The sequence below is a fragment of the Frisingicoccus caecimuris genome (assembly GCF_004340975.1).
Taxonomy (GTDB): domain Bacteria; phylum Bacillota; class Clostridia; order Lachnospirales; family Lachnospiraceae; genus Frisingicoccus; species Frisingicoccus caecimuris.
Window position 1 is genome coordinate 154,616 of sequence record NZ_SLXA01000005.1, and the last position, 23,266, is coordinate 177,881.

Sequence of the window (23,266 nt, forward strand, 5' to 3'; positions counted from 1 at the left end):
ATTTACTATGCGGAGCGAAGAAGAGGTCAATGCGGCGGTTGAACGTTATTCAGATACCATACGCCGAATTTGCATGATCTATTTGAAGAATCATGCGGATACGGAGGATATATTTCAGACGGTATTTTTAAAATATATCCTTAATGAGAATACCTTTGAAAATGGGGAGCATGAAAAAGCCTGGTTTATCCGGGTGACAATAAATGCCTGCAAGGATTTGCTTAAAAATTTTTTTCGAAGCCATTTCGTATCACTGGAACGAATCATGGATATGGCGCAGCCGCCAAATATGTCTTCAGAGTACGGAGAGGTTTTAAAAGCTGTCCTGTCGCTGCCGCAAAAATACAGAGATGTGATATATCTCCATTACTATGAGGGATATACGGCTCCGGAAATCAGCGATATTCTTGGGAAAAATGTAAATACAGTCTATACGCTCCTGACGCGTTCCAGACAAGTGCTAAAGGAAAGGTTAGGGGGTGATGTGGATGAATGAACGATTGAAGAAGGCCTTTGATGAAATTCATGCGGAAGAAGAGTTAAAAGAAAAAACAAAAGAATTTCTTTTGCATCAGAGAAATGATCATAAAAAAAACCGGTTCTTTAGTTCATCCCGGTTTGTTCCGGCAGCGGTCTGCCTGCTGTTTATATTAATTGTTTTTGGAAGTTATCAGGTTTATTTCATACCAACATCTGCAATCAGTATCGATATAAATCCATCGATTGAATTAGGAATCAATCGTTTCGATCGGGTGATTTCTGTTAAAGGTTACAATACCGATGGAAGGGAATTGGCTGCTTCACTGGATGTGAAATTTATTAAATATACGGAAGCCCTGGAGCGGATATTGTGCAGCGAGAGTATTCAGGCCTGTTTGTCTTCTGATGAAGAATTATCGATCACTGTCGTTGGTTCAGATACAGCCCGATGCGGGAAAATACTTTCCGACATTGAAACCTATACCGAAGGAAACAGAGGGATATACTGCTATACAGCCAGCAGTGAGGATGCACATTCAGCGCATGAGATGGGATTATCCTGTGGAAAATACAGAGCTTATCAGGAATTAAAAGTCCTTGATCCGGATATAACTGTAGATGAGGTACAGGGGATGACAATGAAAGAAATACGCAATTATATAGAGGCTTTGTCCGATGAACCATATTATGATGCAGAAGAAAATGACATTGGTCATCAGGGAGAAGGACATCGTGGTAAGGGCCATGGATATGGACATGGGAACTAGGGGCAATAACTAAAAAGTATTAAAACACGGTATATTGTTGGATAGAAAACAGTATACCGTGTTTTAAATTTTTTTAAATACTATTTGTAGCGGAATCTTTCTGGTGAAAGCGCACAGGAATCCCGTTGACCTCCACCGAGTCATTGATTTCAATAACGATGCATCGGCGACCATCGATCATACGAGTATCAACAAGGTCAGAACGGGCCGGATTGACCTGAACCACGACATCCGGGGTTTTGACTTCAAATTTTCGTGTATTGGCAATATTGGAGGCCATAAAAGGAACTGGATCCGGCGCAGAAGCTTCATAATGCTTTTCAAAGTCTTTAAGCTTTTCTGGTTGAACGCCGCTGCCGACCAGCAGATTTTTGATGTCTGTTTTATCAAGAACCAGTGGTTCTGGTTCTTCTTTTTTCTCATCCATCATTTCGTGAAGATTTTCGTGGATGCTTCGAATCGTTTCGTAATCACAATCAGAGCCAAGGGTATCTTCGATGATCGTCTGGAAGGTTTCTTTCTGGTTTTTTGCCGTCATAGGGAGGACGCAGCCAAGAAGCTGGTCAACCAGACCGGAACGTAAATCTTCCGGATTCTTTGTGTAATAAAGTATATTGTGGATGTCTGCACTTCGGTCATTAAAGGCAGGAAATAGAAAACCGATTTCCGGAAGCTCGACGATCCAGTCTCGAATGCGGTCGTGGAAACTGTTTGTTTCGGCCTGATAGGAAAGGCCGGGCTTGGACAGCTTGACCGGGCAGATAGCGCATAAAATGTGGTCGTAAATTTCATCGGAAGCATCTTCCATTTCCAGACCATCTGTTGTTTTACCAGGGACATCGTAAACTGAATGGATGAGAAGAATCAAATAATTCTCGCCATAATCATAGGATTCAATCACCTTATCATAAAACTCATTGAGGAGATTCGGGTCATTCAGCTGGCTTTCACGAAGAGACATTAAAAAGGCCTGGGCGCCGCCGAAATCTTCGCTTTCCATAGGAAATTCCATATTGACAAGATTCTTTCCGAGAGTCCCGGACAGGGTTTTCCTGAAAATATCAAAGTATTTAAACATTTCTTCTTCTGGAAGAGAGAGGAACATTTCCTTCATCTGAGATTTTTTCTCCTTTTCACCGTCCACATAGCAGCCGCAGATACGGGTAATGGCACAATGGGAGGGAGTAAACTGTTTTTTTATTTCACTGATTTCTTTTTTATTCATTATGTATTGCCGCCTTTATTTTAGATTATGGTACATAGCCACGTTTATTTATTATACTTGATTTTCATAAAAGTGACAATCTGAAAAAAACTATTGAGAAATCTAAAGTAAATGATATAATATGATACTAGGAATACACATATGTGAATATATAAACATGTGAACATTTACGGATGATGTAAAGAAAGGGTTGATAGGATGCTTCAAGTAAAGAATCTGTCTTATGAAGTTGTTGAGAATGGACAGAAATTAAAGATTATAGATGATATCAGTTTTGATGTGGCGGATGGTGAACTTCTTGTGATCACCGGACCGAATGGCGGAGGTAAATCAACGATGGCTTCTCTCCTTATGGGAATCAAACCTCAGACGGCTGGCCAGATTATATTGGATGGAGAGGACATTACCGGTTATGATATCGATCACAGAGCAAAAGCCGGACTCGGTTTTGCTTTCCAGCAGCCGCCCCGTTTTAAAGGAATGACGGTCAAACATTTGATTCAGCTTTCTTCCGGCGGTGAATTATCTGAGGATGCGAGCTGTCAGCTTTTGAGCAATGTGGGCCTGTGTGCCAGAGAATATCTGGACCGTCAGGTTGACAGCTCCTTATCCGGCGGTGAGATGAAACGTATAGAGATTGCTACGGCCTTCTCTAAACCGCATAAACTCTGTATCTTTGATGAACCGGAAGCGGGAATTGATCTCTGGAGTTTTTCGATGCTTGTTCAGCAGTTCGAAGAGATTCACAAAAAGAAAAAAGAGAGCATTATCATTATTTCTCATCAGGAACGCATCATTCAGATGGCTGACCGCATCATGGTCATCCGCGATGGACGGGTTCAGCAGATTGGAACGAAAGAGGAAGTTATGCCGCTGTTGCTTGAGGGTGATGGCGATGCCGGATGCAAGTACATGAAGCATTAAGAAGGGAGATTTTGAAAATGGAAATTGATAAGATTACACAGGGCGTGCTGAATGTTATTGACAATGGCACATTTAAGCAGGAAGGCGCTTACAATCTCCGTTACAATGGCCAGCCCCTTTGTCATGGAGACAGTGAACATATTAAGATAAAGAGTAAAACAGACAAAAATGGTATTGATGTTTTTATCGACGGAAACACAAAAGGAGAGCAGGTCCACATTCCTGTTGTTGTGACGGCTTCCGGTATGACGGATGTAGTTTATAATGATTTTTATATTGCGGAAGGCGCGGAAGTGGTGATCGTGGCCGGATGTGGTATTCACAATGCGGGCTGTGATAATGCCCGTCATGACGGTATCCATAGCTTTCATGTGGGTAAAGGCGCCAATGTCCGTTATGAAGAAAAACATTACGGCGAAGGCGATGGTACAGGAGAACGTATATTAAATCCGGTAACAAAAATTTATATGGATGAAAATTCGGTGTTTACTCTCGACACGGCTCAGATTAAAGGCGTGGATTCCAGTATTCGTGAAACGGAGATCACGATGGAAGCCGGAGCGAAGCTTTTTGTTACAGAACGTCTTATGACGCATGATAAACAGAATGCAGTATCTAATATGGAAATTCAGATGAACGGGGACGGCAGCTCGGCAAAGATTGCTTCACGTTCTGTGGCAAAAGGTCAATCTTCTCAGACCTTTCATCCGAAGGCCATTGGAAATGCAGCCTGTCATGCGCATGTCCAGTGTGATTCGATCATTATGGATAAAGCGGAAGTCTGTTCTATACCTGAAATCAATGCACGGCATATCGATGCTTCCATTATCCATGAAGCAGCCATTGGAAGAATTAACAACGAACAGCTTATTAAACTCAGAACGCTTGGCATGACGGAAGAAGAGGCCGAGGCGGTCATTGTGGATGCTTTTCTTGATTAAACGCAAATCGTGTCAAAAAATCCCCTGTTGCCATGATAATAGTGGAACAGGGGATTGAATTTTATTGGATTTTTTTACGGATGTTCTGCATCTTCAGGTCCACACCCGCGATGATATCCGCGCATTCCCTCAATTCGAGAGCAATCTCTTCGGAATTCTTCAGGTTCTGCTTGTAACGGAGCTTGTGATCCAAACTGGCCCAAAAGTCCATGGCAATCGTTCTTAGCTGAACTTCCACTTTCATATGTTTCTTTCCGCTGGCCAGAAAGATAGGAATCTCAATGATCAGGTGGAGACTGCGATAACCGTTTTTCTTTGGATTTTTAATGTAATCTTTTCGGGCAACGGTCATTACATCATCTTGATTTGTCAATAGTTCAGCCACATTATAGATATCGTCAGGAAATGGACAGATGACCCGGATACCGGCTATATCGGTCAGACCATTTTCCAGTGAATCGATACAAATCGGAAGATTCCGGCGGTTCAGTTTTTCAAGAATACTGGCCGGGGTTTTAATGCGGGTTTTAATTGATTCAATTGGATTTCGTTGATACATATGGGAGAATTCATTGTTTAATACATGGAGCTTTGTATTGACTTCCATGATCGCACATTCATACTGCATCATCAACTCTTTGAATTCCGGAACATTCGCCAGGATAATTTCCGGACGTTCGGATGTTTTGATATCTTCAAATAAAAAAGGAATTAATACCTCTTCGGTTATTTTATCCATGATTTTGTCTCCTGTAATAAAGTGTTTTTCTATAGAAAAGATTAACAGCTTATGGCAAAAAGTTCAAGAAAAAGATAATTATTCATAAAAATTTCTTTGAAATCATGGTAGAATGTCTTTCATGAAAAGGAGATTGAAATTTTGGATTTTTTTAAAAAGCATCGATTTGGATGTCTGATCATTGCCGCTGTACTGTATCTTTTTGTGGGGGCGATGGCGCCTTTTGCTATATATCCGGAAATCTCGGAACAAACAAAAGCAATGGTCAGTACAGAACATTTTTTTGAAAATACAGCTTCGGGAGACAGGGCCATGATTCTGGAGACCGGACAGAGCGCTTGGGAAGAACGTATTCGTTTAATAGATAAGGCTGAAAAAAGAATCGTACTGACGACCTTTGACATGCGAGAAGGACAGAGTACAGAGGATGTATTGTCGGTCATCTTACACAAAGCAGATGAAGGCGTTTCAGTAAAAATACTGATCGACGGTATCAGCGTGTTTCTCAGGATGGAAGGAAGGCCCGTTTTTTATGCACTGTCTACCCATCCAAATGTGGAAATAAAGATTTATAACCCGGTGAATATTTTATTACCCTGGCGGCTTCAGGGACGGATGCATGATAAATATATGATGGTTGACGAGAAAGCCTATCTACTTGGCGGCCGGAACAGTTTTGATTATTTTATCGGGAATTATGAAACGGAAAATAACAGTCTGGACAGGGAAGTGCTTGTTTATAACCCGGGCTCAAATGGTTCTATAAAACAGTTGGAAACCTATTTTGATTCGGTGTGGTATATGGGTATCTGCCGTCTGTTTCATGATGATTCCAGGCTGGCGGCACATCCCAGGGTAGTGGAACAACGAAAGATATTAGAAGAGCGTTATACCTGCCTGAGAGAAAATCATCCCGAGCTGTTTGAGGATTATGACTATGCAGAGGTCACCTGTCCGGTGGATGGCGTAAAGCTGGTGACGAATCCGACAGGGATTTATGCGAAGGAGCCAGTCGTTTTTTACATCATATCCGAATTGATGAAAGGGGCGGGAGAACGTGTGGATCTGCACACGCCTTATATCGTCTGCAATGACTATATGTATGAAAAACTGGCAGAAGTGGCGGATGACGTTCAAAATCCACGGATGGTGATTAACTCGGTGGAGAATGGAGACAATATTGTGGCCTCCAGCGACTATTTGTGGAACAAACCGTCGGTTATAGACATTGGCTTTGATCTGTATGAATATGACGGCGGAACATCGACCCATGGGAAGTCTATTGTGATCGATGATGATATCGCTATTGTCGGTTCTTACAACTTTGATTTGCGGAGCAGTTATATGGATACGGAGATGATGCTTGTTGTCAAAAGCCCGGGACTGGCTGCAGAGCTTCAGTCCAATATGGATATTCTGGAAAGGGACTGCCGTCATGTTGTGGATGCCGAAAAGGATGAAGTACCAGAGCATTTGAATGTGACAGAGCTTCCTGTGGGACAATATATGATCATGCGCCTTATCGGTCTGGTTCTTAAGCCATTTCGATTTGTTATATAGAGTGATTGGGAGAAAAATGAAATGAAAGCAAATAAAAATTTAAATGAAGAACCGGTGCTTCATGAAATCGCTCCGGTTTATGATGAAAACTCAAAAGTGTTGATTCTTGGGAGCTTTCCATCGATTAAATCCAGGGAGAGCGGCTTCTTTTACGGCCATCCCCAGAATCGGTTCTGGAAGGTCCTGGCGGGAATTTTAGGCATTCCTGTTCCGGTGACGATCAATGAGAAAAAGGCGATGCTTCTGGGCCATTCCATTGCAGTGTGGGATGTGATCGCTTCCTGTCGGATTACCGGTTCCAGTGACAGCAGTATCAAAGACGTGGTTCCCAATGATTTTGAAAAAATACTTTCATCTGCCTGTATTGAACGAATCTGTGCCAACGGTGCGACAGCATGGAAGCTCTATGAAAAATATGTGAAGCCATCGACGGGGATGGATGCAGTGAAGCTGCCTTCCACAAGCCCGGCCAATGCGGCCTGGAGTTTGGAACAGTTGATCGAGTGTTGGAAAGGATATATAAAGTAAGAATAAAAACCCTTCGGAAGTTTTCATTTCCGAAGGGTTTAAAAATTTGTTTAGAATAATTTTTCAAAACGTTCCATAGCTTCTTTGGTGCTTTCATGGGTACCGAAAGAAGTGAGCCGGAAGAAGTTCTGACCGTTCTTACCGAATCCGGCGCCAGGCGTTCCGACAACCTGAGCGTTATTCAGAAGATAGTCAAAGAAGTCCCAGGAATCCATGCCCTTCGGGCATTCAAACCAGATGTATGGGGAATTTTTACCCCCGAAGAAGCGGATGCCTTTTTTTGAAAGAACATCAGAAATGGTTTTGGCATTTTTCTGATAGTAGGCAATATTTTCACGGCACTGAGCCATACCTTCTTTTGTAAAGATGGCGGCGGCGCCTTTCTGAACAATATAAGAAGTTCCGTTAAATTTGGTTGTCTGACGGCGTTTCCACATGGCGTTTACAGACATTTCCTCGCCATTGGAAGCTTTGAATACAAGCTCCTGAGGAACAACCGTATAACCGCAGCGGGTGCCTGTGAATCCGGCTGTTTTAGAAAGGGAGCAGAATTCAATCGCACATTTCTTAGCGCCTTCAACTGCGAAGATGCTGCGAGGCAGTTCTGGGTCTGTGATGAAAGCTTCATAAGCGGAATCGTAGAAGATCACAGCATCATTTTCAAGGGCGTAATCTACCCATGCTTTTAACTGTTCTTTGTTGTAAGCAGCGCCCGTTGGATTATTCGGGGAGCAGATGTAGATCAGATCGGCATGGACGTGTTTATCCGGCATTGGAAGGAAGTTATTTTCCGCATTGGCATCGATATAAATAATTTCACGGCCTGTCATAACGTTGGTGTCCACATAAACCGGATATACCGGATCCGGGATAAGGACAATATTATCTTTAGCAAACAAGTCGCCAATATTTCCTGTGTCGCTCTTGGCGCCGTCGGAAATGAAGACGTCATCCGCCTGGATGGATATGCCGTTTTCAGCATAGTAATCAACAACGGCCTGACGGAGAAAATCATAACCCTGTTCCGGACCATAGCCCTTGAAGGTTTCAGTGGAAGTCATGGCATCCACGCCTTCATGGAGCCCTGCTACAGCCAGGGGTTCTAAAGGAAGAGTAACATCGCCGATACCGAGACGGATGATTTTTTTATCCGGGTTTGCTTCGGCATATTTTGCCACACGATGGGCAATCTCCACAAAAAGATAGCTTTCTTTCAGATTCTGATAGTTTTCATTTAATTTTGGCATTGTGTCGTCCCTTTCTGTAAGAAAATAATTAGCTACATTCTAGCAAATAAGTTTTTTAGTGTCAATAAAATGAGTTGCCAAATATAAGTATCGATGATATAATTCAGGTGATTAATAAGGAGGAATACTGATGGAAAAGTTGTCAATCGAAAAACAGTTGAAAGCGAATGCTTATCCTGGCAGAGGAATTATTATTGGTAAGTCCGCTGACGGTACCTGTGCCGTAACGGCTTATTTTATTATGGGCCGCAGTGAAAACAGCCGTAACCGTGTCTTTGTGGAAGATGGTGACGGTATCCGCACAGAAGCCTTTGATCCGTCCAAACTGACAGATCCGAGCCTGATCATTTATGCCCCGGTACGTGTTCTTGGAAATAAGACTATTGTGACTAACGGCGATCAGACAGACACGATCTATGATCTGATGGACAAACAGCAGACCTTTGAACAGTCTCTGCGTACCAGAGAGTTCGAGCCGGACGCACCGAACTTTACACCTAGGATTTCCGGAATCATCCATCAGGATAAAGGAATTTTTAATTATGCTTTGTCCATTTTAAAGAGCAATAACGGACGTCCGGAAGGCTGTAACCGTTATACATTTGCTTATAATAACCCATTTGATGGTGAGGGACATTTTATCCACACTTATATGGGCGACGGCAATCCATTGCCAAGTTTTGAAGGTGAACCGGAATGGGTGGATATTGAAGGAGATATCGATACATTTACCGATCGGATCTGGAACAGTCTGAACGAAGAAAACAAAGTATCGTTGTTTGTGCGTTATATCAACCTCGAAGATGGTACTTGGGAAACACGTATTGTAAATAAAAATAAATAGGAGGAACATCATGAAAGAATTGGAGTTAAAGTATGGTTGTAATCCAAATCAGAAACCATCCCGTATTTATATGAATGAAGGTGAATTGCCGATTACTGTTTTAAACGGCAAGCCGGGTTATATTAATTTTCTGGATGCTTTTAATGGCTGGCAGCTTGTCAGCGAACTGAAAAAGGCTACCGGACTTCCAGCGGCAACATCTTTTAAACATGTATCTCCGGCAGGCGCTGCGGTTGGTCTGCCAATGGACGATGTACTGAAAAAAATATACTGGGTGGACGATCTGGGTGAACTTTCACCGCTGGCCTGTGCTTATGCGAGAGCCAGGGGAGCAGACCGTATGTCTTCTTTTGGTGATTTTATTTCTCTCTCCGATGTTTGTGATGTTTCCACCGCAAAAATTATCAAAAGAGAAGTGTCCGACGGTGTGATCGCGCCGGGATATGAACCGGAAGCTCTGGAAATTTTAAAAGCAAAGAAAAAAGGCAATTACAATATCATTCAGATCGATCCGGATTATATTCCGGCGCCGATCGAGCATAAAGAAGTGTTCGGTATTACTTTTGAACAGGGACGTAATGAACTGAAAGTGGATGATGAACTTCTTGCCAATGTTGTTACAGAGAATAAGGAAATTCCGGAACTGGCAAAAATCGACCTGATCATTTCTCTGATCACATTAAAATATACCCAGTCTAATTCCGTTTGTTTTGCTAAAGGCGGACAGGCCATCGGTATTGGTGCAGGACAGCAGTCCAGAATTCACTGTACCCGTCTGGCTGGCAGCAAAGCCGACAACTGGTATCTGCGTCAGTGTCCGAAGGTGCTGAATCTGGAATTTGTTGATAAGATCGGACGGGCTGACAGAGATAATGCCATCGATTTATATATCGGCGAAGATTATATGGATGTTCTGGCCGATGGTGAATGGGAGAAAATCTTCAAAGTAAAACCGGAAGTCTTCACAAGAGAAGAAAAACGGGCATGGCTGGACGGCATGCAGGATGTGGCTCTTGGTTCGGATGCTTTCTTCCCATTTGGTGATAATATTGAACGTGCCCATAAGAGCGGCGTGAAGTATGTGGCTCAGCCGGGCGGTTCCATTCGTGACGATAACGTCATTGAAACCTGTAATAAATACGGCATGGCTATGGCCTTTACAGGTATTCGTCTTTTCCATCATTAATTTAAGTATAGTTTCAGGGATGCAGCTTTTTGCTGTGTCCCTTTATTTTTGGATTCAAATATGATATGATAGGAACGATGTAATTTAGGAGGAAAAGCTTTTGGAAGAGAGATTTCAGAGAACAGGAATGCTGATTGGTGAAGAGGGTTTAAAGCGGTTGTCCGAGTGTCATGTGGCAATTTTTGGCATTGGCGGTGTGGGCGGTTACGTGACAGAAGCATTGGCTCGCTGTGGTATTGGAGAATTTACTTTGGTAGATAAAGATGTGGTCAGTATGTCCAATCTGAACCGTCAGATCATTGCCCTGGAATCGACAGTAGGACGAATGAAGACCCGGGTGATGAAGGAACGAATCCGGGAGATTCATCCAGAAGCTCTGGTGCATACACGTGAAACTTTTTTTCTGCCGGAAAACAGTCATACCTTTCCTTTTGAAAATTATGATTATGTGGTCGATGCGGTCGATACGGTGACGGCTAAAATAGAAATTATTATGAAATGTCAGGAATTGAGCGTTCCTGTCATCAGCTCAATGGGAACAGGAAACAAGATGGACCCGTCCAGACTGCAGGTGGCGGATATTTACAAGACAAGTGTCTGTCCGCTGGCTCGCGTGATGCGCCGGGAGTTAAAAAGCCGGGGTGTGAAACATCAGAAAGTGGTTTTTTCGACGGAAGAGCCTGTGGCGAATCACAGGACACCGGGAAGCATGTCCTTTGTCCCGGGAAGTGCGGGGCTTTTGATCGCTTCGGCCGTGGTGAGAGATTTACTTGCTGAGATACAGGAAAATGTGTGAGGAGAAGATTCATGGAGTTCAAATTTGAGATAATGACAGATGGCAGCGCCCGTCTGGTGAAGGCAGAAGGGAAGGATAAGGTTGTTTCTTTGCCGGATGTATGGAATGACCATCCGGTGACAGCCATCGGCGAATATGCTTTTTATGAACAGCGGGAAATGACGCGGATTCGTTTGCCCCGGTCAATGAAAGTGATTGGAGATCATGCCTTTGCCGAGTGTCGTTTTCTGGAACAGATTGAGTTCCCGAAAGGGACAGAGCGTATCGATGACTATGCCTTTTATAATTGTACCCGGCTGGCACGTGTCGTTTTGCCCGGAACGCTGACCCACATGGGATATGGCGCTTTTCGTAATGACTCGGATTTGAGAGACATCCATTTATATACGGTGCAGGGAATGGAAAGTCAGATTAATACGATTTTGAGTGATACAAATTTTGAACTGACCGTCACCTTTCATTATAAGGATGGCAATGTATCCCAGCTTGTCTTTACAGATTTCTTTTATGAAGAGACGGCCAATGAGGAGGCCCGTCAGTTTAATCATAAGACCTACGGCTCAGGAAGTCTCTACCGGAACTGTATCAGCAGTACAGGTATCGATTATATGAAATATGATGAGATTTTTGAATTGACGATTCACCGGGATGAGCCGACGACAGTGATGGATCTGGCTTTGAAACGTTTGAGTTATCCATATGAGCTGGCTTCTCAGGCACGCCGATTTTATATTGACTATTTAAAATCCATGGGAGCTCAGGTACTTTTTTATATGGTTGAGACAAAGCGGTGGTCTTTGTTTTCTCTGTTGACAGAAGGCGAGCCGCTGCCGAAGGAAATGCTGGATGCCGGGATTGAATTTGGGCAGAAGAATCAGGTACCTGAGTTTGTCAGTATGTTGATGCAGTATAAAAATGTCCATTATTCGTCGATGAAGAAAACCTTTGATTTGTAGGATTGTTGAAAATGAATGAAATAAGAGAAAGAATCAACCGGGTCGGTCTGCAGATCCTGACAGCATCCCGGAATGAAATTTATATGTCGATGCGTTATTTTGACATTGCGTTGAGTGCGCTGGACTATGAACTGAATCTGAGTACAAAGACCATCGGGACGGATGGGTTTAAAATCTTGTTTAATCCGTCCTGGCTGACATCGGCCTATAAGGAATGGCCCCAGGATATCAACCGGGTCTATGTCCATATGCTCATGCACAATATTTTCCGCCATATGACGGGACGGATGGAGCGGGATGAGCGTCTCTGGAATCTGTCCTGTGATATTTCGGCCGAATCTCTGGTGGACCGGTTTGATGCGGTCTGTGTCAAACGGGTGGTCAGCGATGAGCGGGAAGCCTGGTATTACCGAATTGGTCAGGAGACAAAGGTTCTCAATGCCCAGTCGATTTACCGGTGGATGATGAATCATCCGTTGTCGCCGCGGGAGTTGATGGCGGCAGAACGGATTTTTACTCTGGATGACCATTCTTTCTGGCAGGGCCAGGAGGATACGCCTGAGGGAAAGCAGAGACAGCAGGAAAACGATAATAAGTGGAAAGATATCAGCGAGAAGATGAAGACCAACCTCTCCACCTTTTCAAAGAGTATGGGCGAGAAGGCTGGAGATCTGCTTCTCCAAATGGAAATCAGTCTGCATGAAACTTATGATTATCGGAAGTTTTTAAGAAAGTTTGCTGTGGTGAATGAGGAAATTAAGCTGGACTTGGACAGCTTTGATTATATATTTTATACTTACGGTCTGAACACCTATGGCAATGTGCCGCTGGTGGAACCGCTGGAATATAAGGAGTCGGAAAAAATACAGGAGTTGGCGATTATCGTGGATACATCCGAATCCTGCGGTGATGAAATACTGAAACGGTTTTTCCATGAAACTTTTCAGATTCTTCACAGTATGGACAGTTTCTTTAAGAACATGAATCTGCATATTGTCCAGTGCGATTCCAAGGTCCAGATGGATATGAAGATTCAAAATGAAGAAGAATTGAAAGAATGTATGAAGCATCTTGTTATCCGGGGCCGCGGCGGGACGAATTTTAAAGCGGGTATTTCCTATGTGGAAAAGCTTGTGCAGGATGGCGAATTCCGAAATCTGAAAGGGGTTCTTTATTTTACCGATGGTTATGGTGAGTTTCCGGCAAAGAAACCGGGATTTGACACCGCATTTATATTTGTCAAAGAAGACTACACGGATATCAAGGTTCCGGCCTGGGCGATGAAGGTAATCCTTGAACCGGATGATATATTAACATGGAGTGAGTAAAATGAACATTAAAGAAGCAAAGGAAGAAATTATTCATACAGTGAGGGCCTACACGGCGAAGGATGAATTCGGAAACTATATGATCGGCATGACGCATCAGCGTCCGGTGCTTTTGATCGGACCACCGGGAATCGGAAAGACAGCCATTATGGAGCAGGTGGCTCGAGAATGCGGTATTGGTCTGGTGGCCTATACGATTACGCATCATACTCGCCAGTCGGCGATCGGTCTGCCGATGATTGAACATAAGGACTTCGGGGGAAAAGAGTATCCGGTCACCGAATATACGATGAGTGAGATCATTGGCTCTGTCTATGAGCAAATGGAACGCACCGGCTTAAAAGAAGGAATTTTATTTATTGATGAAATTAACTGTGTTTCTGAAACGCTGGCGCCGACCATGCTTCAGTTTTTGCAGGGAAAGACCTTCGGTAACCATAAAGTGCCGGATGGATGGATTATCGTAGCTGCAGGAAACCCACCGGAATATAACAAGTCGGTTAAAGAGTTTGATATTGTTACCCTGGACCGTGTGAAACGGATCGATGTGACGGAGAATCTTCCGGTCTGGAAAGAATATGCTTATAAAGCCGGCGTTCACGGAAGTATCATTTCTTATCTGGATGTAAAGAAAGAAAACTTTTATACGGTTGAAACAACAGTGGAGGGCAAGCGTTTCGTGACAGCCCGTGGCTGGGAGGATTTGTCCCAGATGATTCGTGCCTGTGAAAAACTGGATATTCCTGTGACCGAAGGCGTGATCGGTCAATATTTGCAGCATCCACGGATTGCTAGAGAATTTTCGGCGTATATGGATCTTTATAAAAAATATGCGGCTGACTATAATGTGGAAGATATTTTGCATGGGAAAATTTATCCAGGAGCTGAGGAACGGATCTCTTCAGCGCCCTTTGATGAAAAACTGAGTGTCCTTGGACTTCTTGTCAGTGCTTTGAGCGATGGCGCCAGGGATTGTTACGAATGGGATATTTATGTAGAGCGCTTGTTTGGCATTTTGAAATTTGTGAAAGGCCAGCCGGATTTGCTGGAAGGACTTTCAGAAGCCTTCCGTCAGGAAAAGGATAAGTGGGAGAAGAGTGAGCATGGAAAGACGATGGAAAAATCAGAGATTCGTGTAGCCCTCCGCTTAATGAATACATTAGAGGAATATCTCAGGGTTGTCCGGGAAGGTGCGGATTTTGAGACGGTTAAAAATAAATTTAATGAAGCGGTTGCCGGACGTCAATCGATGCTGGAACAGTGGAAAACAGCTTTTGATAATTCCTTTACTTTTGTGGAAGGCGCTTTCGGCGAAAGCCAGGAGATGGTTGTCTTTATCACCGAATTGAACTCAAGCCATTATGCGCTCTGGTTTATCGGAGAAAATGGTTGTGAGAAATATTATCAGTACAATCAGGGATTATTACTTGGCGAACGTCAGAGTGCGATCATGTCAGATATTCAGGGAATCGAAAAAGAGCTTTCCTTTTTAGGTTCAGGTCAGTAGGAGGATTATACGAATGAAGGAAAATACATGGAATACTTATACAGATGAAGATTTGGAAATGATGGATGCGTTGATTCAGGGATATAAATTTTTTCTGGATAATGGAAAAACGGAAAGAGAATGTGTACGCCAGATGATTGGGGCGGCCAAACAGTACGGTTATGTTTCCATGGAAGATGTCATCCGGGGCGGACATATATTGAGACATGGAAGTAAAGTTTATGCACAGACAAAAGGAAAAGCTGTGATGTTTATCAATATCGGATTATTCCCTGTGGAAGAAGGATTAAATATTCTTGGCGCTCATATTGACTCCCCCCGCCTGGACTTAAAACAGAATCCGCTTTATGAGGATACAGAGCTGGCCTATATGGATACTCATTATTACGGCGGTATTAAAAAATATCAGTGGGTAACATTGCCGCTGGCGCTTCATGGGACCATTGTCAAAAAAGACGGCAGTCATGTAGAAATCAATATCGGTGAAGATGAAAACGACCCGGTATTCGGGGTAACGGACCTCCTTGTCCACCTGTCAGCCAAACAGCTTGACAAAAAAGGTGCTGTTGTTGTGGAGGGGGAAAATCTGGACATTCTTGTGGGAAGCCGACCGTTGAAAGATTCAGATACTAAGGATAAGGTCAAAGCAAATATCTTAAAACTCCTGAAAGAAAAATATGACATTGAAGAAGAAGATTTTGTCTCCGGTGAGATTGAAGTTGTGCCTGCCGGAAAATCCAGAGATTTTGGCCTGGACCGGAGCATGATCATGGGTTATGGACAGGATGACCGGGTATGTGCCTATACATCTTTGATGGCGATGCTGTCTGTAGTTGAGGTGATGCGGACCAGTGTCGCTGTTTTCGTGGATAAAGAAGAGATCGGCAGCGTGGGCGCTTCCAGTATGGGTTCCAGATTCTTTGAGAATACCATTGCCGAAGTCCTTCAGGCAATGGGCAAATTAAATGATATTACCCTTCGACGGACTCTGGCAAATTCAAAAATGATCTCCTCGGATGTGAATGCAGCCTATGACCCGGCCTATTCCTCTGTATTTGAGAAAAATAATACGGCTTATTTTGGGCATGGTGTCGTATTTAATAAATATACAGGTGCCCGCGGAAAGGCTGGCTCAAATGATGCCGGAGCTGAATATGTTGCTCGTATCCGCCGGATTATGGATGAGAACAAAGTGGCATATCAGATGGCTGAGATGGGAAAAGTAGATGCTGGCGGCGGCAACACCATCGCCTGGATTCCGGCGGCTTACGACATGGATGTCATCGACTGTGGTGTTCCGGTACTCAGCATGCATGCACCGTGGGAAGTAACAAGCAAGGCAGATATTTATGAGGCTGAAAAATGCTATGAGACTTTTTTGAAAACAAAAGACTGGATTTAAATCTTGATAAACCAAATCTGGTGTGTTACACTAAGAGATGGTAATTCCGTCATTCTCAGACGGAATTTTTTTACAAGGTGTTTTTAAAACTGGAAAGGTAGTGACTATAGTGACTAAAATTGATATTATTTCTGGATTTTTAGGTGCTGGCAAAACCACATTGATAAAAAAACTGTTATCTGAGGCTTTTGCAGATGAAAAGGTTGTTCTTATTGAAAACGAATTTGGTGAGATTGGTATTGACGGCGGTTTTTTAAAGGATGCAGGTGTTGAGATCACAGAGATGAATTCCGGATGTATCTGTTGTTCACTGGTTGGTGATTTTGGTACGGCACTGGAAAAGGTTATTCATGATTATGCACCGGACCGGGTGATCATTGAACCGTCAGGTGTAGGAAAATTGTCGGATGTTATCCGGGCGGTAGAAGGTGTTGGAGAAAAAGTAGATATTTGTTTAAACAGTTATACAGCAGTCGTTGACGGCCAGAAATGTAAGATGTATATGAAGAATTTCGGAGAATTCTTTAATAATCAGATTGAACATGCAAAAACGATCGTTTTGAGCCGCACTCAGAAGATGTCCGAGGATAAACTGACAAAGTGTCTTGAAATGATCAAAGAGCATAATCCAAAAGCAACAATTGTCACAACGGCATGGGATGATATTGACGGCACAAAGATTTTGGATGCCATGGAAAGAGAAAATGATTTTGTTTTGAAACTTCTTGAAGAAGAGCATGAGCATCATCATCACGACCATGAGCATGAGCATCATCATGACCATGAGCACGAGCATCATCATCATCACGATCATGATCATGGCCCGGACTGTACCTGTGGCTGTCATGATCACGACCACGAACATGGCCATCATCATGCAGATGATGTATTTACAAGTTGGGGTCAGGAGACGGCGAAGAAATATGACCGCGATCAGATGCAGATGACTTTGGATGTGCTGGCCCATTCCGAAGATTATGGTATGATTTTAAGAGCGAAGGGTATGGTCCCGGATACAAAGGGCGGCTGGATTTATTTTGACCTTGTTCCGGGCGAGTTTGAATTGCGGGACGGTGAACCGGATGTTACCGGACGTCTTTGTGTGATCGGTTCTGAATTAAAGGAAGACAAACTGGCAGAATTATTCGGTCTGAACTAGAACGGAGGAAAGACAAATGCAGGTTCCTGTTTATTTAATTACCGGTTTTCTGGAGAGCGGTAAGACAACCTTCATTGAACAGGTCATTCTGGAAGGAAATTTTGTAGAAGATGAAAAAACCCTGTTGATCCTCACTGAGGAAGGCGAAGCGGAGATTGAACCCAAATTACTTGAACAGTACAATGTGGATGTGGTGACCGTAGAGGATAAAGAGGAGTTCACCCTGGACTTCCTTAAAAAATGTCGCCGGGAACATCGCCCACAGCAGGTTATTATTGAATATAACGGCATGTGGCCGGTCAGTGAGTTTATCCGCATGCAGCTTCCGTATCGTTGGGAGCTTTTTCAGGTGGTTACCACAGTAGATGCATCCACATTCCAATTATATATGAACAATATGCGTTCTCTGATGGCAGATATTCTGACCTGTACTCAGATGGCGATTTTTAACCGATGTAATGAAGAAACGACAGATATTTCGTACCTGATTCGTAATGTAAAGGTGCTCAACAGCAAAGCCGAACTTATTTTTGAAGCGGAAAACGGAGATATTCTGGACCCGGGTGAAGACATTCTGCCTTATGATGTAAACCAGGATGTTATCGAGATTGACGATGATAATTACGGTATCTGGTATCTGGATGCTTTGGATCACGGTGAGCGGTATGAGGGTAAGGATGTTATCATCAAAGGGATGGTATTCCGTTCGAAAAACTTTGAGGATGGATATTTTGTGCCGGGACGTATGGCCATGACCTGTTGTGCCGATGATATTACTTTCCTTGGTTTTTTATGTAAAAGTAAGTTTGCGTCACGTTTAAAGAATAAGCAGTGGGTTCGGGTGACGGCGACAGTGCGATTGGAGCACAGGGATGAATATCATGGTATTGGTCCGGTACTTTATGCAAAACGTATCGAAAAGGCAATAAAACCGGAAGAGGATATGGTTTATTTCAATTAAAGAATATGACAGGCAGACAGGCGGTCCCGTCCAACGGTTACTAAAATCGATTGGACGGGATTTTTATGATTCCAAAACAAGTGTAATAGCAGGTTATTGACAACTAATTCTAATCGGGGTAATATGTATGGGGTAAATGAGAATATAATATGAATGATAGATGGAGGAATTGAAAATGACTTTATCGGAAGGTATTCCGGGAATGGAATATGTTGTTGAATCGACCAGACTGAATGAAAAAGTTGGTCGCAGGCTGGAGGCCCTTGGGTTGATTCATGGAACGCAGGTGGAGGTTTTAAATAGAAAGAAAAACGGAACAATGATCTTTAAGGTCAGAGGTACTCGGATGGCTGTCGGAAAGGAAATTTCTATGGGTATTTATGTAAGGGAGGGTCATTATGAACGAACAGGTAATTAATGTTGCCTTTGCAGGAAATCCGAACTGTGGAAAAACCACTTTATTTAATGCTTATACGGGTGCCAGACTGAAAGTGGCAAATTGGCCGGGGGTCACGGTAGAGAAAAAGGAAGGTGCCTTTAAGTTTCATGAATATCAGTACAAGCTGGTAGACCTTCCGGGAATTTACAGTTTGACCTGCTATTCTACGGAAGAAATTTTGTCCCGACAGTATTTGCTTGGGGATGAGGTGGACGTGGTGGTGGACGTGGCGGATGCTTCAAACCTGGAGAGAAATCTCTACTTAACTTTACAGCTTATCGAACTTGGAAAACCGGTCGTGCTGGCTCTGAATATGATGGATATCGTTGAGGAGCGGGGCATGGAATTGGACATCCATCGTTTACCTGAAATGCTGGGGATTCCGGTCGTGCCTGTTTCGGCGAGAAAACGGACAGGTCTCGAGGTACTGATGCATGCTGTGGCCCATCATCAGGGAAAAGGTAACAGCGTGCCAGTGGAACATCATCACGATCTGGTGTGTCAGAGTGTCCATCGTCACAATCATCACAAAGAGTTTGCGATGGTGTATTCGGATGATATCGAGGATAAGATTGACGACCTGGAAGAGCGGCTGCTGACTGAGTTTCCGAATATTGTCAATCCGAGGTGGCATGCAATTAAAATACTTGAAAAAGACCCGGAAGTCATGAAGAACTATCCGATACGTACAGAAGATATCGTTGATAAGAATTATGAACATGAAATTATCAACCAGAAGTATGACTTTATTGAAGAAGTTATCGACGAAGTTCTTATGAATAAGGCTCAGAAGGAAGCGTGGACAGAAAAGGTTGACCAGTGGATGACCCATCCGGTCTGGGGCATGCCGATATTTTTCGGAATAATGGCCATTGTTTTTCTTCTGACCTTTGTTGTCGGAGACTGGATTGCGGGGGGATTTGAAATTTTTATTGCCGGTGTAGCCAATGGCATTCAGTATGGTATGGAACTTTTGCATCTGAGCCCCACATTGATTTCTCTTGTCTGTGACGGTATTATTGCCGGCGTTGGCGGCATATTGACGTTCCTTCCGAATATTTTTATGCTGTTTCTGGCATTGGCCTTTCTGGAGGATAGTGGATATATGTCCCGAGTGGCTTACGTCATGGATGGACTGATGGGGAAAATGGGACTTTCCGGACGAGCCTTTATTCCGATGCTGCTTGGCTTTGGATGTACCGTCCCGGCTATTATGAGTGCCAGAACACTGGAAGATACAAGAGACCGGCTTCGGACCATTATGGTGACACCATTTATGTCCTGCAGCGCCCGGCTTCCGATTTATGTTCTGTTTTCTAAAATGTTTTTTGGGAAATTTGCGATGGCTGCCGCCTTTTCCATGTATGTGATCGGACTGATCATGGCTATTCTGGTGGCTTTGATTTACAGTAAAATTGTCTGTCGAAATGAGGAGAAGAATTGCCTTTTGATCGAACTTCCCGAATATAAATCGCCAAATGCCCGGACCATCATCATTTATGTATGGGAAAAGGTGAAGGACTATCTGACAAAAGCAGGAACAACGATTTTTGTTGGTTCGGTTCTCCTGTGGCTCATTATGAATTTCGGAGCGGCAGGTATGGTGTCGGATATTTCTGACAGCTTTGCAGCTTCTATCGGACATTTTCTCGTTCCGGTACTGGCTCCGGCAGGTTTGGGGCTGTGGCAGATCGGGGTTGCACTGATTTCAGGTATTGCAGCTAAAGAGCTGGTTGTTTCGAGCTGCAGCGTTCTGTTTGCAATGAATATCAATTCGGATATTGGTATTGAAAATTTTCACTATGTTTTGGAAAATATGGGATTTGGGACGATTAATGCTTATGCATTGATGGTGTTCTGTCTGCTTTACATACCGTGTATGGCTACTATTGCAACCATTCGAAAAGAAACAAACTCCTGGCGGTGGACAATAGGAATGATACTGATGCAGTTACTCGTAGCCTGGGGAATGGCTGTTATGGTGTTCCAGGTGGGATCTGTGTTGATTGGAGGTTGATGTTTCGATGATTTGGTCTGTAATTATTGGAATACTATTGATGCTTTATGTGTTGTGGATCATTCTACGAAGGATTCGCCAGTTTCGGTCAGGAAAGTTTTGCAATTGCAGTGATTGCAGCGATTGTGGATGCGTGAGCTGTTCAAAATCATGTAAATAGAAGAGAAGGTATCCGGTTTTTCCGAATACCTTCTTTTTGTTTGCGCGCCATGGGCGCGCTCTAACGGGTGCAAGTCGTGTGTTCTGCAAGCTGTTATCAGCTAGCCAGTGAAAGTCTGGTCAAGGTAATCGCCAGTGAGCCTTGTAGCGAGCCTCCAATGCTTTTGGGTGACCGATTGTGTTGAAGCGAGGTATGCCTGTGAGAAACAGGTGCAAAATAGCAGTCCGTAACATAAAGTGAATCCTGTAGCATCGTTACGTTAGCCCTGTAAGGGGACAAGAGGGAGTCGAGTCACTGACTTTCTGACGAAGACCATGGAAGATGTGCAGATACTGGAGTACAGCATTGAAGAACCCTTCGGTGTAGAGGGAGCGGAATGTTATGAAAGTTGATAACGGAACAGAAGAGGTCTCATATCATCATATAACCACAAGTATGTAACTGAGGATATAAGCACGCATGCGAAGTTCCTTGGGAAGTGGTACGAGAAGTCGGAGGAGCCCATAGTATCTATGAACTATTGGTAAGAAAAACAATGGGAGAAAAGGGGCTCTGCTTTAATCAAGATTAACGGGAAGGTAAGGGATAGTGCATGCCAAATATTGGACAACAACACTCAATTGGAAAATCACGACAACTTCAACGTAATCTATACCTGGCAGCCAAAAAGGATAGGCAACGCAGATTTCATGCGTTGTATGACCGTATCTTTCGCCTGGATATTTTGTGGCGGGCATGGAAAGAAGTGCGAGAAAACAAGGGGAGTGCCGGGATTGACGGCATTACCTTTGAAATGATTGAGGAATACGGAGTAGAAGAATACTTGTTGGATATTCAAGAAGATTTGCAGAATAAGAAATACAGGCCTCAGCCGGTAAAAAGAGTATACATTCCAAAACCGGATGGGAAGCAAAGACCATTGGGAATACCGACTATTAGAGACAGGATTGTGCAACAAGCCTGTAAGATAGTGATAGAACCTGTCTTTGAAGCAAACTTTCTAGATAGTTCTTATGGATTCCGCCCTAAAAGAGATGCAAAACAGGCTACAGAAAAAGTGAAAAAAGAATTGTATAAAAACTGGTATGTAGTAGATGCAGACATACAGGGATACTTCGACAACATCAATCATGAAATACTACTGGGATTATTAAATCGTCGCATCAGTGATAGAAGGGTCATTAAGTTATGCAGACAATGGTTACAAGCAGGAGTCATTGAAAATGGGAAATATTATCCAACGGAAAAAGGTTCACCACAAGGAGGAGTCATTAGTCCGTTGTTAGCAAATGTCTATCTTCATGTATTGGACTCCTACTGGGAGAATCATAAGGAACTGGGCGTTATAGTCAGATATGCAGATGATGCAGTGATTGTGTGCAGAACAAGAAAAGATGCAGAATTAGCGTTTGAACATCTGAAAAGAATAATGACCAAGTTAAAACTGACGCTGAATCCGCAGAAAACAAAGATTGTAGATATGAATAAGGAGAGCTTTGACTTTCTTGGATTCCGTTATCAGAAGTTTGGGAAAACCAAATGTGGGCGGAAGTTGCCTTACATGATGCCAAGTAAAAAGGCGATGAAAAAGGTAAAGGATGCAATCAGAGTAATTACTTGCAGAAAATCGTCCTATGAGGGTCTGGAGCAAAAAGTGGAGAAATTAAATCCGCTCATAAGAGGATGGAGAAACTACTTTCAGCACGGCAACTCAACAAAACGGTTTAAACAGCTTGATGAATACGTGTGGATGAAGCTATGGAGACGGGTGTATTACAGACGAAAACAGAAGAAATACAGAGAACATGTGCTGTATGGATTTCGGAAGTGGTATGCTAACAGTGGAATAGAGTACTTTTATTATCCAAATAAGAAAAGATATGAGACAGTCCTTTGAATGTTACAGGAAGAAGATTATCGGAAAGCCGTGTGAGGGAGAACCTCATGCACGGTTTGAGGTGGCAGGCGATGGAAACGGAAACTACCGCGCCATTGCTTGACCCTACCCGAACACGCCTAGGCAACGAGGAAGTGTATAGCCGAACAGCAAGGGTGTCCATCGTGAGGTGGAATCTGAAGGAAGCTGTAAGCAAACTCTTG

The 23,266-nt window shown here is 43.3% G+C and carries 21 protein-coding genes; 18 read left to right on the forward strand and 3 right to left on the reverse strand.

The genetic code is table 11. The features are described from left to right. Positions 1–7: 7 nt before the first annotated feature. On the forward strand, positions 8–496 hold the full coding sequence (locus EV212_RS07220) for an RNA polymerase sigma factor (RefSeq protein ID WP_132091024.1): 489 nt from the start codon (positions 8–10) through the stop codon (positions 494–496). Beyond that, positions 489–1,247 (forward strand): anti-sigma-I factor RsgI family protein, encoded by a 759-nt coding sequence (locus tag EV212_RS07225; protein WP_132091026.1) that lies wholly within the window; start codon positions 489–491, stop codon positions 1,245–1,247. Before EV212_RS07220 ends, EV212_RS07225 begins: the two co-directional genes overlap by 8 nt. A gap of 73 nt (positions 1,248–1,320) precedes the next feature. On the opposite strand, the gene EV212_RS07230 is transcribed toward EV212_RS07225, so the two are convergent. Continuing rightward, positions 1,321–2,472 carry a DUF4317 domain-containing protein gene (locus EV212_RS07230; RefSeq protein WP_132091029.1) on the reverse strand — a complete coding sequence of 384 codons (1,152 nt, stop codon included), beginning with the start codon at positions 2,470–2,472 and terminating at the stop codon, positions 1,321–1,323. Positions 2,473–2,670: 198 nt separating this feature from the next. On the opposite strand from EV212_RS07230, the gene EV212_RS07235 reads away from it, so the two are divergent. Then, complete coding sequence (locus tag EV212_RS07235; protein WP_132091032.1) at positions 2,671–3,396, forward strand: ATP-binding cassette domain-containing protein; 726 nt, start codon at positions 2,671–2,673, stop codon at positions 3,394–3,396. Positions 3,397–3,413: 17 nt separating this feature from the next. After that, complete coding sequence (locus EV212_RS07240; protein ID WP_132091035.1) at positions 3,414–4,337, forward strand: SufB/SufD family protein; 924 nt, start codon at positions 3,414–3,416, stop codon at positions 4,335–4,337. 61 nt (positions 4,338–4,398) lie between these two features. On the opposite strand, the gene EV212_RS07245 is transcribed toward EV212_RS07240, so the two are convergent. Next, positions 4,399–5,076 (reverse strand): GTP pyrophosphokinase, encoded by a 678-nt coding sequence (locus tag EV212_RS07245; RefSeq protein ID WP_132091038.1) that lies wholly within the window; start codon positions 5,074–5,076, stop codon positions 4,399–4,401. A gap of 141 nt (positions 5,077–5,217) precedes the next feature. Between EV212_RS07245 and EV212_RS07250 the strand changes: the two genes are divergently transcribed. Next, complete coding sequence (locus EV212_RS07250; protein ID WP_243115500.1) at positions 5,218–6,636, forward strand: phospholipase D family protein; 1,419 nt, start codon at positions 5,218–5,220, stop codon at positions 6,634–6,636. A gap of 21 nt (positions 6,637–6,657) precedes the next feature. Then, complete coding sequence (locus EV212_RS07255; protein ID WP_132091041.1) at positions 6,658–7,164, forward strand: DNA-deoxyinosine glycosylase; 507 nt, start codon at positions 6,658–6,660, stop codon at positions 7,162–7,164. A 50-nt stretch (positions 7,165–7,214) separates the two neighbouring features. Here the strand turns inward: EV212_RS07255 and EV212_RS07260 are convergent, their stop codons facing one another. After that, positions 7,215–8,411: an LL-diaminopimelate aminotransferase gene (locus EV212_RS07260; protein WP_132091044.1), complete on the reverse strand. Its 1,197-nt coding sequence runs from the start codon at positions 8,409–8,411 to the stop codon at positions 7,215–7,217. Positions 8,412–8,541: 130 nt separating this feature from the next. Here EV212_RS07260 and EV212_RS07265 point away from each other — a divergent pair, with 130 nt between their 5' ends. The 12 genes from EV212_RS07265 (at position 8,542) to ltrA (ending at position 23,063) form a co-directional block, all read left to right on the forward strand. Next, the gene (locus EV212_RS07265) at positions 8,542–9,255 is read left to right on the forward strand and encodes an IMP cyclohydrolase (RefSeq protein ID WP_132091047.1); all 714 of its coding nucleotides are present in this window, start codon (positions 8,542–8,544) and stop codon (positions 9,253–9,255) included. A gap of 10 nt (positions 9,256–9,265) precedes the next feature. Beyond that, positions 9,266–10,441, forward strand: coding sequence for a phosphoribosylaminoimidazolecarboxamide formyltransferase (locus EV212_RS07270; protein ID WP_132091050.1), 1,176 nt, complete (start codon positions 9,266–9,268; stop codon positions 10,439–10,441). Between the two features lie 100 nt (positions 10,442–10,541). After that, positions 10,542–11,237 carry a tRNA threonylcarbamoyladenosine dehydratase gene (locus tag EV212_RS07275; RefSeq protein WP_207669079.1) on the forward strand — a complete coding sequence of 232 codons (696 nt, stop codon included), beginning with the start codon at positions 10,542–10,544 and terminating at the stop codon, positions 11,235–11,237. An 11-nt stretch (positions 11,238–11,248) separates the two neighbouring features. Continuing rightward, the gene (locus EV212_RS07280; protein WP_132091053.1) at positions 11,249–12,193 is read left to right on the forward strand and encodes a leucine-rich repeat domain-containing protein; all 945 of its coding nucleotides are present in this window, start codon (positions 11,249–11,251) and stop codon (positions 12,191–12,193) included. 11 nt (positions 12,194–12,204) lie between these two features. Continuing rightward, on the forward strand, positions 12,205–13,521 hold the full coding sequence (locus EV212_RS07285; protein ID WP_132091056.1) for a vWA domain-containing protein: 1,317 nt from the start codon (positions 12,205–12,207) through the stop codon (positions 13,519–13,521). A gap of 1 nt (position 13,522) precedes the next feature. After that, positions 13,523–15,028: an AAA family ATPase gene (locus EV212_RS07290; RefSeq protein WP_132091059.1), complete on the forward strand. Its 1,506-nt coding sequence runs from the start codon at positions 13,523–13,525 to the stop codon at positions 15,026–15,028. Between the two features lie 13 nt (positions 15,029–15,041). After that, entirely contained in the window at positions 15,042–16,430 is a 1,389-nt protein-coding gene (locus tag EV212_RS07295) for an aminopeptidase (protein WP_132091062.1), read from the forward strand. A gap of 109 nt (positions 16,431–16,539) precedes the next feature. Continuing rightward, positions 16,540–17,589: a CobW family GTP-binding protein gene (locus EV212_RS07300; protein ID WP_207669080.1), complete on the forward strand. Its 1,050-nt coding sequence runs from the start codon at positions 16,540–16,542 to the stop codon at positions 17,587–17,589. Positions 17,590–17,605: 16 nt separating this feature from the next. After that, positions 17,606–18,550 (forward strand): TIGR03943 family putative permease subunit, encoded by a 945-nt coding sequence (locus EV212_RS07305; RefSeq protein WP_132091068.1) that lies wholly within the window; start codon positions 17,606–17,608, stop codon positions 18,548–18,550. Between the two features lie 175 nt (positions 18,551–18,725). After that, positions 18,726–18,968: a FeoA family protein gene (locus EV212_RS07310; protein WP_132091071.1), complete on the forward strand. Its 243-nt coding sequence runs from the start codon at positions 18,726–18,728 to the stop codon at positions 18,966–18,968. Further along, positions 18,949–21,006 carry a ferrous iron transport protein B gene (gene feoB / locus EV212_RS07315; RefSeq protein ID WP_132091074.1) on the forward strand — a complete coding sequence of 686 codons (2,058 nt, stop codon included), beginning with the start codon at positions 18,949–18,951 and terminating at the stop codon, positions 21,004–21,006. The genes EV212_RS07310 and feoB overlap by 20 nt, the downstream gene beginning before the upstream one ends. Positions 21,007–21,758: 752 nt before the next feature. After that, positions 21,759–23,063, forward strand: coding sequence for a group II intron reverse transcriptase/maturase (gene ltrA / locus EV212_RS07320; protein ID WP_132091077.1), 1,305 nt, complete (start codon positions 21,759–21,761; stop codon positions 23,061–23,063). Positions 23,064–23,266 lie beyond the last annotated feature (203 nt).

What these genes read in the sequence shown, in the direction of transcription:
- EV212_RS07270 (WP_132091050.1), top strand. Translation starts at nt 9,266, where the DNA reads ATGAAAGAATTGGAGTTAAAGTATGGTTGTAATCCAAATCAGAAACCA.
- EV212_RS07245 (WP_132091038.1), bottom strand. Translation starts at nt 5,076, where the DNA reads ATGGATAAAATAACCGAAGAGGTATTAATTCCTTTTTTATTTGAAGAT.
- EV212_RS07255 (WP_132091041.1), top strand. Translation starts at nt 6,658, where the DNA reads ATGAAAGCAAATAAAAATTTAAATGAAGAACCGGTGCTTCATGAAATC.
- EV212_RS07265 (WP_132091047.1), top strand. Translation starts at nt 8,542, where the DNA reads ATGGAAAAGTTGTCAATCGAAAAACAGTTGAAAGCGAATGCTTATCCT.
- EV212_RS07305 (WP_132091068.1), top strand. Translation starts at nt 17,606, where the DNA reads ATGCAGGTTCCTGTTTATTTAATTACCGGTTTTCTGGAGAGCGGTAAG.
- EV212_RS07235 (WP_132091032.1), top strand. Translation starts at nt 2,671, where the DNA reads ATGCTTCAAGTAAAGAATCTGTCTTATGAAGTTGTTGAGAATGGACAG.
- EV212_RS07240 (WP_132091035.1), top strand. Translation starts at nt 3,414, where the DNA reads ATGGAAATTGATAAGATTACACAGGGCGTGCTGAATGTTATTGACAAT.
- EV212_RS07290 (WP_132091059.1), top strand. Translation starts at nt 13,523, where the DNA reads ATGAACATTAAAGAAGCAAAGGAAGAAATTATTCATACAGTGAGGGCC.
- EV212_RS07295 (WP_132091062.1), top strand. Translation starts at nt 15,042, where the DNA reads ATGAAGGAAAATACATGGAATACTTATACAGATGAAGATTTGGAAATG.
- ltrA (WP_132091077.1), top strand. Translation starts at nt 21,759, where the DNA reads ATGCCAAATATTGGACAACAACACTCAATTGGAAAATCACGACAACTT.
- feoB (WP_132091074.1), top strand. Translation starts at nt 18,949, where the DNA reads ATGAACGAACAGGTAATTAATGTTGCCTTTGCAGGAAATCCGAACTGT.
- EV212_RS07220 (WP_132091024.1), top strand. Translation starts at nt 8, where the DNA reads ATGCGGAGCGAAGAAGAGGTCAATGCGGCGGTTGAACGTTATTCAGAT.
- EV212_RS07260 (WP_132091044.1), bottom strand. Translation starts at nt 8,411, where the DNA reads ATGCCAAAATTAAATGAAAACTATCAGAATCTGAAAGAAAGCTATCTT.
- EV212_RS07280 (WP_132091053.1), top strand. Translation starts at nt 11,249, where the DNA reads ATGGAGTTCAAATTTGAGATAATGACAGATGGCAGCGCCCGTCTGGTG.
- EV212_RS07285 (WP_132091056.1), top strand. Translation starts at nt 12,205, where the DNA reads ATGAATGAAATAAGAGAAAGAATCAACCGGGTCGGTCTGCAGATCCTG.
- EV212_RS07310 (WP_132091071.1), top strand. Translation starts at nt 18,726, where the DNA reads ATGACTTTATCGGAAGGTATTCCGGGAATGGAATATGTTGTTGAATCG.
- EV212_RS07230 (WP_132091029.1), bottom strand. Translation starts at nt 2,472, where the DNA reads ATGAATAAAAAAGAAATCAGTGAAATAAAAAAACAGTTTACTCCCTCC.
- EV212_RS07225 (WP_132091026.1), top strand. Translation starts at nt 489, where the DNA reads ATGAATGAACGATTGAAGAAGGCCTTTGATGAAATTCATGCGGAAGAA.